General features: G+C 53.8%; 12 protein-coding genes. 5 read left to right on the forward strand and 7 right to left on the reverse strand.

Annotated features, from left to right (window positions below; genetic code table 11):
* Window positions 1–112: 112 nt before the first annotated feature.
* Window positions 113–1,468, forward strand: coding sequence for a 2-hydroxycarboxylate transporter family protein (locus GW579_RS23040; RefSeq protein ID WP_165062073.1), 1,356 nt, complete (start codon window positions 113–115; stop codon window positions 1,466–1,468).
* Between the two features lie 191 nt (window positions 1,469–1,659).
* Window positions 1,660–2,220, forward strand: coding sequence for an NlpC/P60 family protein (locus GW579_RS23045; protein ID WP_165062075.1), 561 nt, complete (start codon window positions 1,660–1,662; stop codon window positions 2,218–2,220).
* Window positions 2,221–2,271: 51 nt separating this feature from the next.
* Here GW579_RS23045 and mgrA read toward each other — a convergent pair whose 3' ends face one another.
* The 6 genes from mgrA to GW579_RS23075 all read right to left on the reverse strand — a co-directional run bounded on the left by mgrA (window position 2,272) and on the right by GW579_RS23075 (window position 8,071).
* Window positions 2,272–3,312: an L-glyceraldehyde 3-phosphate reductase gene (mgrA, locus tag GW579_RS23050; RefSeq protein ID WP_165062077.1), complete on the reverse strand. Its 1,041-nt coding sequence runs from the start codon at window positions 3,310–3,312 to the stop codon at window positions 2,272–2,274.
* A 235-nt stretch (window positions 3,313–3,547) separates the two neighbouring features.
* Window positions 3,548–4,531: a class 1b ribonucleoside-diphosphate reductase subunit beta gene (nrdF, locus tag GW579_RS23055; protein WP_120508967.1), complete on the reverse strand. Its 984-nt coding sequence runs from the start codon at window positions 4,529–4,531 to the stop codon at window positions 3,548–3,550.
* A gap of 20 nt (window positions 4,532–4,551) precedes the next feature.
* On the reverse strand, window positions 4,552–6,714 hold the full coding sequence (gene nrdE, locus GW579_RS23060) for a class 1b ribonucleoside-diphosphate reductase subunit alpha (protein WP_165062079.1): 2,163 nt from the start codon (window positions 6,712–6,714) through the stop codon (window positions 4,552–4,554).
* The gene (gene nrdI / locus GW579_RS23065; RefSeq protein WP_152324864.1) at window positions 6,696–7,100 is read right to left on the reverse strand and encodes a class Ib ribonucleoside-diphosphate reductase assembly flavoprotein NrdI; all 405 of its coding nucleotides are present in this window, start codon (window positions 7,098–7,100) and stop codon (window positions 6,696–6,698) included. The genes nrdE and nrdI overlap by 19 nt, the downstream gene beginning before the upstream one ends.
* A 10-nt stretch (window positions 7,101–7,110) precedes the next feature.
* Entirely contained in the window at window positions 7,111–7,350 is a 240-nt protein-coding gene (gene nrdH, locus GW579_RS23070; RefSeq protein ID WP_165062081.1) for a glutaredoxin-like protein NrdH, read from the reverse strand.
* Window positions 7,351–7,639: 289 nt separating this feature from the next.
* On the reverse strand, window positions 7,640–8,071 hold the full coding sequence (locus GW579_RS23075; RefSeq protein ID WP_152324865.1) for a carboxymuconolactone decarboxylase family protein: 432 nt from the start codon (window positions 8,069–8,071) through the stop codon (window positions 7,640–7,642).
* Between the two features lie 135 nt (window positions 8,072–8,206).
* Here GW579_RS23075 and pdxR point away from each other — a divergent pair, with 135 nt between their 5' ends.
* Window positions 8,207–9,658: a MocR-like pyridoxine biosynthesis transcription factor PdxR gene (pdxR, locus tag GW579_RS23080; RefSeq protein WP_165062148.1), complete on the forward strand. Its 1,452-nt coding sequence runs from the start codon at window positions 8,207–8,209 to the stop codon at window positions 9,656–9,658.
* Here the strand turns inward: pdxR and GW579_RS23085 are convergent, their stop codons facing one another.
* Window positions 9,659–10,378: a GntR family transcriptional regulator gene (locus GW579_RS23085; RefSeq protein WP_165062083.1), complete on the reverse strand. Its 720-nt coding sequence runs from the start codon at window positions 10,376–10,378 to the stop codon at window positions 9,659–9,661.
* A 189-nt stretch (window positions 10,379–10,567) separates the two neighbouring features.
* On the opposite strand from GW579_RS23085, the gene mngA reads away from it, so the two are divergent.
* Window positions 10,568–12,496 carry a PTS 2-O-a-mannosyl-D-glycerate transporter subunit IIABC gene (gene mngA / locus GW579_RS23090; RefSeq protein WP_165062085.1) on the forward strand — a complete coding sequence of 643 codons (1,929 nt, stop codon included), beginning with the start codon at window positions 10,568–10,570 and terminating at the stop codon, window positions 12,494–12,496.
* 57 nt (window positions 12,497–12,553) lie between these two features.
* Window positions 12,554–15,181 carry a mannosylglycerate hydrolase gene (mngB, locus tag GW579_RS23095; RefSeq protein WP_165062087.1) on the forward strand — a complete coding sequence of 876 codons (2,628 nt, stop codon included), beginning with the start codon at window positions 12,554–12,556 and terminating at the stop codon, window positions 15,179–15,181.
* Window positions 15,182–15,256 lie beyond the last annotated feature (75 nt).

Genomic DNA, 15,256 nt, shown 5'->3' on the forward strand with positions numbered 1-15,256 from the left:
CAACCTTTATCCCTGCGGCCTTAATTTGAACAACCTCACATCCGCCTGACCGGCCATTTTCATATGCTCAGATCATCAATAAGAAAAGTATTACCAAGAAAGAGGCAATGCCATGAGCACAACCGACGATTCCTACATCGCTGTCAACAAAACAAAAGCTTCCGGCCTGTCTGCCAGACAAAAATGGTGGCACATTCTGGATAACTACAAGATAGGGATTATTCCGCTGCCGTTTTTCCTGCTGGCGGGCGTGCTGATCCTGCTGGATTGCCTGAACGGCAAACTGCCCAGCGATATCGTTGTGATGGTCGCGACGCTGGCCTTCTTCGGCTTTGCCTGTGGCGAATTTGGAAAGCGGCTGCCGGTGGTCGGCAAACTCGGCGCGGCGGCGATTTGCGCCACCTTTATTCCGTCCGCGATGGTGCATTACGGCCTGCTGCCGGACGTTGTGGTCGATTCCACGGTCAAATTCTATAAATCCACCAACATTCTCTATCTCTACATCTGCTGCATTATTGTCGGCAGCATCATGAGCATGAATCGCCAGGTGCTGATCCAGGGCTTTATGCGGATCTTCGTGCCGATGCTGTGCGGGGAAGTGGTCGGGATGATCGCCGGAATGGCGATGGGTACCGCGTTAGGTTTACCGCCGGTGCAAACCTTCTTCTTCCTGATCCTGCCGATCATGGCCGGTGGCGTGGGTGAAGGCGCGATCCCGCTGTCGATGGGCTACGCGACTATCCTGCATATGGAGCAGGGCGTGGCGCTGGGGCGTATTCTGCCGATCGTTATGCTCGGCGGCCTGACGGCGATTGTGCTGGCGGGCGTACTGAACCAGCTGGGAAAACGTTATCCGCATCTCACCGGCGAAGGTCAGCTGATGCCGTCGAAGAAAGGTGAACTCAGCAGCGGGACTGATGAATTCGAAGGAAATCCGGGCGTGAATGCGCTGGCCTGTGGTGCGCTGCTGGCGATCCTTCTGTACATGGTCGGGATGCTCGGACAGAAATGGATCGGCCTGCCCGCGCCGGTCGGTATGTTATTTGCGGCAGTGCTGGTGAAACTGGCTAACGGCGTGTCACCGACCATTCAGCACGGCTCGATGACGGTATATAAATTCTTCCGCACCGCGGTGACTTATCCGGTGCTGTTCGCGGTGGGCGTGGCGATTACGCCTTGGCAGGAACTGATCAACGCGTTTACCGTGCAAAATCTGCTGGTGATCGTGACCACCGTGCTGGCGCTGGTCGGCACCGGTTTTTACGTCGGGAAAAAAATCGGTATGCATCCCATTGATGTGGCGATTGTTTCCTGTTGCCAGAGCGGGCAGGGCGGCACCGGCGACGTGGCAATTCTGACGTCCGGCAACCGCATGACGCTGATGCCTTTCGCACAAATCGCCACCCGTATCGGCGGTGCGATCAACGTTTCCGTCGGGCTTTTCGTGCTGGCGAAGTTCTTCTCCTGAGTTCCTTCCGCCCCCTTTTTCCGTTAAAGGGGGCAAACCTGCAAAAATTAGAAAGTCTCATTTTGGACTCGTTTTGGGGTGGTTATTTTTTGCTCATCGGTTATTATTTGCGCACTCAACGAAGAGTCACCCGCCCCGTTCGCTGGTCTACAGGTAAGGATAAAATCTATTTTTGAAAAAAGAACGTTCGTATGTTTCGCATTAAAACCCTGGTTTATTTTTTATTATTGATAGTCTCTTCATTCTTTAGCATTAATTCCTTTGCCTTCGAATTGCCAAAGGAATTCACGTCTCTTGGGAAAAAGAATTATTCCCATAAAGAAATTTTTAAATTACATAACGAAGCGCCTTTATCCGGTGATAATGGCAATCCTGATGAAATTAAAACGGCATTATTATCTCAGTATTCCCATTGGAAAGGCACTCAGTACCATCTGGGTGGCACGACCCACAAAGGCGTGGACTGCTCAGCGCTGATGCAGCATCTGTTCAATGACTCCCTGCATCATCCGTTGCCACGCACAACGTTTGAGCAAATTAAAAATGGCAAAAAGGTGAATAAAGATAACCTTCAGCCCGGTGATTTAGTCTTTTTCAAAACAACAGAGGCCGATCGCCATGTGGGTGTTTATATTGGCGATAATCAGTTTATTCATGCTTCTAAAATTGAAGGGGTGACGATATCGTCACTGGATAATCAGTATTGGGTCAACCATTATGAAACAGCGCGACGTCTGGAATTAATGAGTTAACACTTATAAATTAAAAAGGCGGATTAATACTCTCCGCCCTTTAATTACTGATTATTTATCTGACGATGTTTGCCACAAATTTAACTGACCGTCTGAGACATGCTGATCAATCGCCGCCAGCTCTTCGGTGGTGAAGCGCAGGTTTTCCAGCGCCCTGACGTTTTCATCCAGCTGTTCAGGACGGCTGGCACCAATCAGCACGGACGTCACGCGATCGTCTTTCAGTAACCAGCTCAACGCCATCTGCGCCATCGTCTGCCCGCGCCTTTGCGCCATTTCATTAAGCAACCGCAGACTGTTCAGATTCTCTTCTGACAGCATTTTTGCATTCAGCCCGCGCACTTTATTGCCTTCCACCTGCATGCGCGAACCGTCCGGGATCCCGTTAAGGTACTTACCGGTCAGCAGCCCCTGAGCCAGCGGCGTGAACGCGATGCAGCCCGCGCCGTTTTGTTTCAGCGTATCCAGCAGGCCGCTTTTATCCACCCAGCGGTTCAGCAGATTGTAAGACGGCTGGTGGATCAGCAGCGGCACTTTCAGCTCGCGCAGCAGTTCCGCCATTTTCTGCGTACGTTCCGGCGAATAAGACGAAATCCCGACATACAGCGCCCTGCCGCTTTGCACCGCATACGCCAGCGCAGCCGCGGTTTCTTCCATCGGCGTTTCTTCATCCACGCGGTGGGAATAGAAGATATCAACGTAATCCAGCCCCATGCGTTGCAGGCTTTGATCAAGACTCGCCAGCAGATACTTACGTGATCCACCGGAGCCGTACGGACCCGGCCACATGTCATAACCGGCTTTAGTCGAAATGATCAGTTCATCGCGGTACGGGGCGAAATCCTGTTTCAGCAACCGGCCAAAATTCTCTTCGGCAGAACCCGGAGGTGGCCCGTAGTTATTCGCCAGATCAAAATGCGTGATGCCCAAATCGAAGGCTTTTTGCAGCAAGGCTCGCTGGGACTCCAGCGGGCTGACATGGCCGAAGCTGTGCCATAAACCGAGAGAAAGTGCAGGGAGTTTTAAACCACTCTGACCGCAGCGGCGGAATTGCATGGTTTCATAGCGTGAAGTTGAGGGCTGATACAACATGATGTTTCCTTTTCTAATAGCGTAGGGTTTTGAAACACTGTTTCTATACTAACGCTGAGAAAAATAACGGCAACATCAGAAAGTGAGGTTTTAGCTCCCTCCCCTGCGAAGGGGAGGGCGGGGGTGGGGTATTAATGGCTTCTCAGTCGCCGCGTCGTCTGCGAACCAACACCCCATCCCAACCTTCCCCTCGTGTGAGGGGAAGGAGCACAAGCAGCCCTTCGCAAGGAGCTGTTTAGAAATCCCAGTCCTCGTCTTCAGTATTCACGGCTTTGCCGATCACATACGACGATCCGGATCCGGAGAAGAAGTCGTGGTTTTCGTCGGCGTTTGGCGATAACGCGGAAAGGATCGCCGGATTCACATCCGCCATGCTGGCCGGGAACAGCGCTTCGTAGCCCAGATTCATCAGCGCTTTGTTGGCGTTGTAATGCAGGAATTTTTTCACGTCTTCGCTCCAGCCCACGCCGTCGTACAGTTCTTCGGTGTAGCGGATCTCGTTGTCGTACAAATCCTGAATCAGATCAAACGCCTGCTCTTTGATCTGCCGCTGACGTTCTTCGCTTTCCAGCGCCAGCGCTTTCTGGAACTTATAGCCGATGTAATAACCGTGAACGGCCTCATCGCGGATGATCAGACGGATCAGATCCGCGGTATTCGTCAGCTTGGCACGGCTCGACCAGTACATCGGCAGATAGAAACCGGAGTAGAACAGGAACGATTCGAGGAACACGCTGGCGACTTTCTTCATCAGCGGATCTTCGCCGTCGTAATACGACAAAATGATCGCCGCTTTATTTTGCAGCGCGACGTTTTCTTCGCTCCAGCGATAAGCCTCATCCACGTCCACGGTGGCGCACAGCGTCGAGAAAATCGAGCTGTAAGAACGCGCATGCACCGCTTCCATAAAGCAGATATTCGAGTAAACCGCTTCCTCGTGTGGCGTCACCGCGTCTTTCATCAGCGTCGGTGCGCCGGCCACGTTCTGCACGGTATCGAGCAGCGTCAGGCCGGTAAACACGCGGATGGTCAGCTGTTTCTCCTGCGCACTCAGCGTCGCCCATGACGGAATATCGTTCGACAACGGCACCTTTTCCGGCAGCCAGAAATTCGACGTCAGACGGTTCCACACTTCGAGGTCTTTATCATCCTGAATTTTGTTCCAGTTGATGGCTTTGCTGACCGGCTGCGGTACTAACAATTGTTTTACTGCGCTCATTTTTAAGTCCTTTCAGTCAGTTACAGCGTGCAGGAAACGCAGCCCTGAACTTCGGTGCCTTCCAGCGCCATCTGGCGCAGACGAATGTAATAAATGGTTTTGATGCCTTTTCGCCAGGCGTAAATCTGCGCTTTGTTGATGTCTCGCGTGCTGGCGGTATCGCGGAAGAACAGCGTCAGCGACAGCCCCTGATCGACGTGCTGCGTCGCTTCGGCGTAGGTATCAATGATTTTTTCCGGACCGATTTCGTACGCATCCTGGTAGTAATCCAGATTGTCGTTGGTCATAAACGCTGCCGGATAATACACACGGCCAATTTTGCCCTCTTTGCGGATTTCCACGCGGGACACAATCGGGTGAATACTCGAGGTCGAATTATTGATGTAAGAAATCGAACCGGTGGGCGGCACCGCCTGTAAATTCTGGTTATACAGCCCGTGCTGCATCACAGAATCTTTCAGCGCTGCCCAGTCTGCGGTGGTCGGAATCGCGATTCCGGCGTCAGCAAACAGCTCACGCACGCGGTCAGTTTTCGGCTGCCATTTCGCGGCCAATGCCTTATCGACATATTTGTCGAAATAAGCGCCGCTGGCGTAAGTTGAATCTTTGAAACCTTTAAATGACTGCTGACGTTCGATAGCGATCTGGTTCGACGCGCGGATCGCATGGAAAGCCACAGTGCAGAAATAGATGTTGGTGAAATCCAGACCTTCTTCTGAACCGTAGTAAATACGTTCGCGGCAAAGATAGCCGTGCAAATTCATCTGCCCGAGGCCAATGGCGTGGGAATCCTGATTCCCCTGATCAATAGACGGCACCGAGCGGATGTGACTCATGTCCGACACCGCCGTCAGCGCGCGTACCGCCATTTCAACGGTATTGCCGAAGTCCGGGGAATCCATGGCTGAGGCAATATTCAGTGAGCCGAGATTACAGGAAATATCCTTGCCAATTTCCTGATAAGACAGGTCTTCGCCGTAGAGGGTCGGCGAATTCACCTGCAAAATCTCCGAACACAGGTTGCTCATGTTGATGCGACCTTTGATCGGATTGGCGCGGTTTACCGTGTCCTCAAACATCATGTACGGATAGCCGGATTCAAACTGAATTTCCGCCAGCACCTGGAAGAATTCGCGCGCGTTGATTTTGCTTTTGTGAATGCGTTTGTCATTCACCATTTCGCGGTATTTCTCGCTGATGCTGATTTCAGACATCGGCACGCCATAGACCTTCTCGACGTGATAAGGCGAGAACAGGTACATATCTTCGTTGTTCTTCGCCAGTTCAAAGGTAATGTCCGGAATGACCACGCCAAGCGACAAGGTCTTAATTCGAATTTTTTCGTCGGCGTTTTCGCGTTTGGTATCGAGGAAACGCAGAATATCCGGGTGATGGGCGTTCAGATACACCGCGCCCGCGCCCTGACGTGCACCCAGCTGATTGGCATAAGAGAAGGCATCTTCCAGCATTTTCATGATCGGAATGACGCCGGATGACTGGTTTTCGATACGCTTAATTGGCGCGCCGACTTCACGGATGTTGGTCAGCATAAACGCCACGCCGCCGCCGCGTTTGGAAAGCTGCAACGCCGAGTTCACCGAGCGACCAATGGATTCCATGTTGTCTTCAATGCGCAACAGGAAGCAGGAAACCAGTTCGCCGCGCTGTTTTTTGCCGCAGTTGAGGAACGTCGGCGTAGCAGGCTGGAAGCGGCCGGAAATTATCTCATCGACAAAATGGCGGGCGAGCTGAATATCGCCGCGTGCCAGTGTCATCGCCACCATGCATACGCGGTCTTCGTAACGTTCCAGATAGCGTTTGCCGTCGAAGGTTTTCAGCGTGTAACTGGTGTAATACTTGAATGCGCCCAGAAAGGTCTGGAAGCGGAACTTTTTGGCGTAAGCCTGTTTGAATAACGCCTTAATGTCTTCAAAAGCATATTGATCCAGCACGGCGGCTTCGTAATAGCCCTCCTCAACCAGATAACGCAGTTTCTCCGCCAGATTATGGAAGAACACCGTGTTCTGATTGACGTGTTGCAGGAAGTATTGGCGCGCGGCCAGGCGGTCTTTATCAAACTGGATCTGACCGTTCGCGTCGAACAGATTCAGCATCGCGTTGAGCGCGTGATAGTCCGGGCTGCGGGTGCCGGGGTCGGTGATTGCTAGTTCTGTCGCTGCCAAAATTCTGTTACTCCCTGTCTGACCTTTGCAACGTCTTCCGGCGTTCCCAGCAATTCAAAGCGGTACAGGTAAGGCACCTGACACTTCTGGGAAATAATGTCGCCGGCAATGCAATACGCTGCGCCGAAGTTGGTGTTTCCGGCGGCAATAACACCGCGGATGAGTGAACGGTTATGTTCATCGTTCAGAAAACGGATCACTTGTGCGGGCACCGCGCCTTTGGCCGATCCGCCGCCGTAGCTCGGCACCACCAAAATGTACGGTGAGTCAACGCGCAATTTTTCAGGCTGTCTGTCTGTCGGGATGCGGATCGCCGGCAATCCTGTTCTGCCGACGAAGCGATGGGTGTTTTCTGAACTGCTGGAAAAATAGACCAACGGATTCATCCGCCTGCCCTCAGAACGCGTTCTGAAGCTGGCGCAGGGCGCTGATCTTATCCGGACGGAAACCAGACCAGTGGTCGTCACCGGCCACAATCACCGGCACCTGCTGATAACCCATCGCACGGACCTTCCCGAGCGCCTGATCATCCTGAGTCAGATCGACAACCTGGTAAGCGATGCCTTGTTTATCTAATGCACGGTAAGTCGCGTTGCACTGGACACAGTCTGGTTTACTGTAAATAATAATGCTCATGATTCGTATTTCCATCTAGTAAGAAATCAGAGACAATTTTTGCCTGTCCGCTGTACGGCTGTTTCAGCCGGGGAAAGGCGCGAGAGTCGGTGCCATCGTGGCGTCCCGATGGATTGAATACTAGATGTGGTGATTTAAATTTTCAACCACACAATATGTAGTTTTTCCAGTTTTGCTTATTGCAAAAACGACAAAGCCCGCAGGAAGCGGGCTGGCGGGGAGAAACTTTTTTGGTTCAGATTTTTGCGCAACGGATTGTTTAAAAAATGCACTGCGCAAAGTGTGAAACTTACTGGCGCATACCCACAGCAAGACGGTTAAACGCATTCATCAGGCCGATAGCAAAAGTCAGTTCTGAAATTTCTACGTCGCTGAAATGTGCTTTCAGCGGTTCAAACGCGCTGTCAGGTGCACCGGTGGCGGCAATTAGCGTCAGCGATTCTGACCAGGCCAGCGCCGCACGTTCACGTTCTGAATACGCATGGCTGACCTGCCAGCCCGCCAGCTGATCCAGCTTAGTTTGCGCGACGTCCATTTTGCGCAGCGCCTTGGAATGCATATCCAGGCAATAGGCGCAGCCGTTAATTTGCGAAACGCGCAGGAAGGCCAGTTCGATAATCACGTTATCCAGCGGACCGTTTTCCAGTGCGCCGAGCGCCGCTTTCATCGGCTCCATCACGGAAGAAGACAGAGAATAGTAAGGCAGGCGAAGTGCAGTCATGATGATTTCCTCTGGGATTTTTTGAAGTAAATTTTTCAGCAAAGAGTGACGCATCGTGCGTCTCAGTGACCGCTACTTTACGCTTCGTATGGTCTATACTACAGGGCCATAAAGTACCTTTTTAAGCAGGTCATGATGCGCGGCTTCAGTCTTTCCTTTCAGCTCGATCCCCGGCGCAAAGCACCGCTTTACCGCCAGATTTATCAGCGGGTTAAACAGGCGATCATGGCCGGGCAACTCAAGCGTGACAGCCGCGTGCCGTCGGTGAGGGCGCTGGCCAGTGAACTCGGCGTGGCGCGCGCGACGGTGGAAAATGCCTATGGCCTGCTGATGGCGGAAGGTTTTTTGCAAAGCCGCGGACAGGCCGGAACGGTGGTCAGCGCGCCGGAAAGCTTATCCGTCCCCGCGCCAGCGCCGGTCAGGAAGAATGCCGCATCTAATCCCATCAACCCGATGTTGCCTTCAGTATCTTCGCTGCCTTTTCAGCTCGGCCTTCCGGCGCTGGATGCGTTCCCGCGTGCTATCTGGTCGCGCATTGTCTCAAGGCAAAACCGTCACACCAGCATGAATGATTTAGGCCATCCGCCGCTGGCGGGCACCGACGGATTGCGTAATGCGGTCGCCCGCTATCTGCAACTTTCCCGCGGATTTACCTGCCGCCCGGAACAGGTCTTTATCTGTGGCGGATACGCACCGGTGCTGGATTTGATCATCGGCAGCCTGTTACAACCCGGTGATGGCGTGTGGCTGGAAGACCCCGGTTATCCGGTGACACAGGCATTCTTTCGTGCGGCAGGGGCGGTTGCCAGGGCGGTGAAAGTCGATGATGAGGGCATGGATGTTCCGCAGGCCGTGAAGCAGTTTTCTGCTGCACGGTTTGCCGTCGTTACGCCCGCTCATCAGAGTCCGACCGGTGTGACCATGAGTTTAGCGCGGCGCATGGCGCTGCTTGACTGGGCAGCGAAACAGCAGGCGTGGATTATCGAAGATGATTACGACAGCGAATTCCGTTATCACGGCCAGCCGCTGCCTTCTCTGAAAAGTCTGGATACGCAGGGAAGGGTTATTTACGCAGGAACATTCAGCAAAGTGATGTTTCCGGCGCTCCGTTGCGGTTATGTGGTGGTGCCGGAAAGTCTGGTGGAAAAAATCGAGGCCTATTGCCCGCTGCGAATTTGCGGCACGCCACCTCTGATACAAAGCAGCATTGCGGAGTTTATCGAACAGGGACATTTCTACCGGCATCTGAAACGTATGCGCCAGCTGTATGCTGAACGTCGTGGTTATCTCGAACAGGCGCTGACGGCGAAGTTTCCGGCGGACATATTGCGGGTGAATCAGCAGGCTGGCGGCATCCAGCTATCCACCAGTCTGAGTGCTCATCTCGATGATTCTCTGATCGCCAAAAACGCCCGCGAACAGGGACTGGCGGTACAGGCGCTTTCCGACTGGCAGGTTGAGTGGCGTGAGCGTAGCGACGCGTTGCGCCCGAACGGACTGCTGATGGGATTTCCGAATATCAGCTCGCAGGAGCAAGCCAGCGGGCTGGTGCAGCGTCTGGCCGACGTCCTTGAAAACAGCCGCTGATCAGTGCGGCATCCGTCGGGCGATCAGGGTAAATTTATAATCATCGGTGCGGAAGGTATTGCGGCTGAATTCAAATACCGTGCCATCCGCCAAAAATCCCTTCGAGATCTTCTGCAAAATCGGCTGATCAGCCGCCACGCCCAGCAGTGACACCATCTCTTTGGTCGGCATCAACGGAATAATTTCCTGTTCGCTGCGGTCAATCACCAGATGTTTGGTCTGCTCCATCCAGGCATATTTTGACCCCTGCATCACTTCGTAGGTCAGATCAGGAAAGAGTTCCAGCGGCATCCAGGTTTCTTCCAGTATGACGGGTTTGCTGACAATAAAGCGTAGCCGTTTAATGTAATAAACCCGCGCCTGTTCAGATAACGCCAGCGCTTCGGCGATACCGATCGGCGGCTTAAGGATGGAGAATGCCAGCACCTCGCTGTGCGACGGCCTGTCCAGAGGCTGTAACTTCTCATCAAAGCTGGTCAGCTGATAAATATCGTAATTGACCTTTGCTTCCTTCACGTAAGTTCCGCTGCCCTGCACACTTTCCAGCACATCCTGTTCCACCAGCAGCTTAATCGCCTGCCGTACCGTCACCCGGCTGACGCCAAACTGCTCGCGCAGTCGTAATTCCGTTGGCAGCGCGTCGCCTGTTTTGATTTCTCCGCGCTGGATTTGATCGCGGATCTGCGTCGCGATCTGGCGGTAAAGTGGCTGATTACTCACGTTTCAGGTTCCTTCAGAGCAGTTTAGGCAGAGTGTAGCAGTTCGTCCGTCCCGGCAAAAACAATACAACTGAACGAAAAATCTTCTATCTGGATCACAGTCAGTCCATGCCTCTTTGTTGTTTAATACAAATACAATACAACAATAATACAAATATTGGTGTTTCATCGATTCTGACAGGACAACTTTATGGATCTGACATTACTGACCTCACCCGAACTGATACATCTCAACACCACTTTTGCCAGCCGCGAACAGGCGATCGCTTTTCTTGCTCAGCGGCTGGATCAGCAGGGGATCCTTAATCATGCGCAGGATTTCCTGCATGCAGTTTCTGAACGCGAAGCTGAAGGTCCGACCGCGCTGGGCGAAGGGCTGGCCGTTCCGCACGGTAAATCTGCCAGTGTGAAGCGTGCCGCTTTTGCGCTGGCGACACTCCGGCAACCGCTGCTCTGGCAGGGTGTGGATGGCGATGAGCCGGTGAATATGATCTTTCTGCTGGCGATCCCTGAAGCCGAAGCGGGATCGACTCACATGCAGTTACTGACGGCGCTGACCACGCGGCTGGTGGATGATGAAACCCGTGCTGCATTGCTGGCAGCGCGCGATGCACAGGAGGTACTGACATTATTACGGGAAGAGGCTGCGCTTGAAATTGATGACCCGCAGGCTTTGCCTGAAGAGACACCGCTGGTGGTCTGTGTGACCGCCTGTCCGGCAGGCATCGCGCACACGTATATGGCGGCTGAATATCTGGAAAAGGCGGCTAAAAAATTGGGTATTCGCGTACATGTTGAAAAGCAGGGCGCTAACGGCATTGAAGATCCCATCACTGCCGCTCAGTGCTGCCGCGCCGTGGCCTGCGTTTTCGCCGCCGAAGTGGCAGTCAAAGACAGTCAGCGCTTCGACGGGATCCCGTGCATTAGGGTGCCGGTGGCAGAGCCGATCCGCCGTGCTGAAGCCGTGCTGCGACAGGCGCTGGCGATGCAGCGTAAACCCGGCGAAACACTGGGATCCGCGCCGGTAAAGCCGCCGGAAAACAGCGTGAAGGCAGATTTGAAGCAGGCGTTGCTGAGCGGTATTTCCTTTGCCGTACCGATGATTGTGGCCGGCGGATCGGTGCTGGCGGTGACAGTGCTGATCGCACAGCTGTTTGGCTGGCAGGAACTTTACGCGCAAAAAGAGTCGTGGTTGTGGATGTACCGCCAGCTTGGCGGCGGTATGTTGGGCATTCTGATGGTGCCCGTGTTGTCGGCTTACACGGCGTATTCGCTGGCGGATAAACCGGCCCTGACGCCGGGATTTGCCGCCGGACTGTGCGCCAACATGATCGGCGCAGGATTTCTCGGTGGTGTGGCGGGCGGGCTGATTGCCGGTTACGTCATGCGCTGGATGAAAAAGCACGTCCGACTGAGTGCCAGTTTCAACGGCTTCCTGATGTTTTACCTTTATCCGGTATTCGGAACGCTGATTACCGGCAGCATAATGCTCTTTGTGATTGGTGAACCCGTCGCGTTGCTCAACAGCAGCCTGACCGCGTGGCTGAACGGATTATCCGGCAGTAACGCGATTGTCCTTGGCGCGCTGATTGCTTTCATGTGCTCTTTCGATCTGGGCGGGCCTGTCAACAAAGCGGCCTACGCTTTTTGTCTTGGTGCGATGGCAAACGGCGTTTACGGTCCGTATGCCATTTTCGGGGCCACCAAAATGGTCTCGGCTTTCACCGTGACCGCTTCAACTGTGCTCGCGCCACACCTGTTCAAATCCTTTGAAGTCGAAACCGGAAAATCCACCTGGCTGCTCGGCCTGGCGGGGATCACTGAAGGGGCGATCCCGATGGCAATTGAAGATCCGCTGCGTGTTATCGGCTCCTTCCTGACCGGATCCGTTGTCACGGGCGCGATTGTCGGCGCGGCAGGGATCGGCCTTTCCACGCCGGGTGCGGGCATTTTCTCCCTGTTTCTGCTCCACGACGGCGGATTAGGCGGCTGGCAGGCGGCGGCAGTCTGGCTGGGCGCAGCGCTGGCAGGCACGGTGATTTCCACGCTGGTTTTGCTGAGCTGGCGGGGCTACGCCGTACGCCGCGGGCAGTTCTCCGGTGACGCTCCTTCTTCTTAAACTCCCTCATTTATTCACATTGCGCCCTGCCTTGCAGGGCATGAAAGGAAAGATTTTATGACAGTTTCCCGCGTTCATCTGACGCCGCATATGCACTGGGATCGCGAATGGTATTTCACCACCGAGGCCTCAAGGATCCTGCTGGTTAACAATATGGCGGAGATCCTCGATCGTCTGGAGAATGACCCCAACTATCCGTTTTATGTGATGGACGGACAAACGGCGATCCTCGAAGATTATTTTGCGGTTTGCCCGAACAACCGCCCGCGCGTGAAGGCGCTGGTAAAAGCCGGTAAGCTTATCATCGGGCCGTGGTATACACAGACCGACACGATGGTGGTTTGCGGCGAGTCCATCCTGCGTAATTTGCTGTACGGCATGCGTGATTGCCGCGAGTTTGGTGAGCCTATGAAAATCGGCTATCTGCCGGATTCATTCAGCATGTCTTCCCAGCTACCGCATATCTTTAACGGCTTTGGCCTGCAACATGCCATGTTCTGGCGCGGGTGCTCGGAGCGTCATGGCACGGATAAAACGGAATTCCGCTGGCAAAGTAATGACGGCAGTGAAGTCACCGCGCAGGTGCTGCCGCTGGGTTATGCCATTGGCAAATACTTGCCGGAGGATGAAGATGCGCTGCGCGAACGCCTGGATAAATATCTGCCGGTGCTGGAAGCCGCGTCACTGACCGGCGATATCCTGCTGCCCAACGGTCATGACCAGATGCCGCTCCAGCAAAATATCTTTACCATCATGGAGATGCTGCGCCGCATTTACCCGCAGTGCAGTTTCCAGCTCAGCCGTTTTGAAGACATATTTCAACGTATTGACGCCATCAGACCTCAGCTGGCGCTGCTGCGTGGAGAATTTAATGATGGCAAATATATGCGAGTTCACCGCACCATTTCATCGACCCGCATGGATATCAAACAGGCCAATGCAGCGATTGAGAACAAAATCGTCAATGTGCTTGAGCCGCTGTGTTCCATTGCCTGGCGCTTAGGTTTTGATTATCACCATGGTCTGATTGAAAAAATGTGGAAGGAAATCATGAAGAACCACGCGCACGACAGCATCGGTTGTTGTTGCAGCGACAAGGTTCATCAGGAAATTATGTCGCGCTTTATTCTTGCCGATGACATGGCCGAAAACCTCATTCAGTTCACGCTGCGTAAAATTATCGACAACCTGCAACCTGACGGTCACACCGCTGACCGGCTGGGGCTGTTTAATTTCTCGCTGCATCCGCGTCAGGAAACCATTAATACCACCTTAAGGGTCCGTGCCTCATCTTTCAGCCTGACTGACGACCAGGGGCATCCTGTACCTTATTTTATCCGCGGAACGCGGGAGATCGACCCGGGTCTGGTGGACCGGCAAATTGTGCATTACGGCAATTACGATCCGTTCATGGAATACGACATTCAGCTTTGCGCCACCCTGCCGGCGATGGGTTACGTGACGTTAAACGTCACACCGCACCAGCCGGGGATTTTGCTGCCTGCGCCGAAGGGTGAGGACGCCCTGGAAAACGATTATTACCGTGTGACGGTCAATCCGAACGGCACGCTGGATATTCTCGATAAGCAGACATTCCGCCGCTATCAGCAGGTTCTGGAACTGGAAAACGGTTCCGACGATGGCGATGAATACGATTATTCCCCGGCGCGCGAGGAATGGCGGCTGACCTCTGGCGCGCTAAAGGCAGACGTGAGTTATCAGCATCAGCCGTGGCAAAGTACCGCGGTCATTTCACTGAAAATGCCGCTGCCGCGCACGCTGGAAGATCGCGCAATGCGCATTCTCAACAGTGAAATTCCCGTGACCGTTAACGTAACGCTTCCGAAAAACAGCCGACGGATTGAGATTGAACTGGCTCTTGAGAACCACGCCGAAGATCACCGGCTGCGCGTGCTCATCCCCACACCGTTTGCCAGCAAGACGGTGGTGGCCGACAATCAGTTCGGCTGCATCACCCGCCCTGTGGACGATACGGCAATGAAAAATTGGGAGGCGGAAGGCTGGAAAGAAGCGCCGGTGCCGGTGTGGCAACTCATGAATTTTGCGGCGTTGCAGGACGGTCATCAGGGGCTGGCGCTTTTTACAGAAGGGTTGCGCGAGTTCGAAGTGGTGGGCGAAAAGCGCGATACCTTCGCCCTGACGCTGTTCCGCGCTGTCGGCGTACTCGGGAAAGAAAACCTGCTGCTGCGCCCGGGTCGCCCTTCAGGCATCAAAATGCCGACGCCGGATTCTCAGATGCCCGGCAAACAGCTTTATCGTTTTGCGTTGTTCGGTTTCAGCGGCGATCACATCCAGGCCAGCGTGATGCAACATGCGCGTGATTACCTGACGCCGGTGCGCACCTTCAACAAAATTCCGTACGACGCGATGAAGCTAAACCTGACGGACAACAAAACGCCTTCGCGCTTCAGCCTGATGCAAAAATGTATTTCGGGTTCGGTGCTCAGTGCGCTGAAAAAAGCCGAAGATGACGAAGCGTTGATTGTGCGGGTTTATAACCCCTCCGAAACGCAAAGTCTGCAAGACAGCCTGCAGGTCAATGCGACACTTAGCGGATGGCAGGAAGTCAGCATGGATGAAACGAGGGTAAACACCGAAAATAGTGGCGGGCAAATGGGCGAATTTAAGCCCTGTCAGTCAAAAAGTTTTCGCATTCGCTTTTAATTTCAGCGAAAGCCACAAATAGAAAACGGAGCCCGGGGGCTCCGTCGTCTTTTTAGCAATTGCGCGGCAATGAGG

The sequence above is a fragment of the Rahnella contaminans genome (assembly GCF_011065485.1).
In the GTDB taxonomy this organism is placed as follows: Bacteria; Pseudomonadota; Gammaproteobacteria; order Enterobacterales; family Enterobacteriaceae; genus Rahnella; species Rahnella contaminans.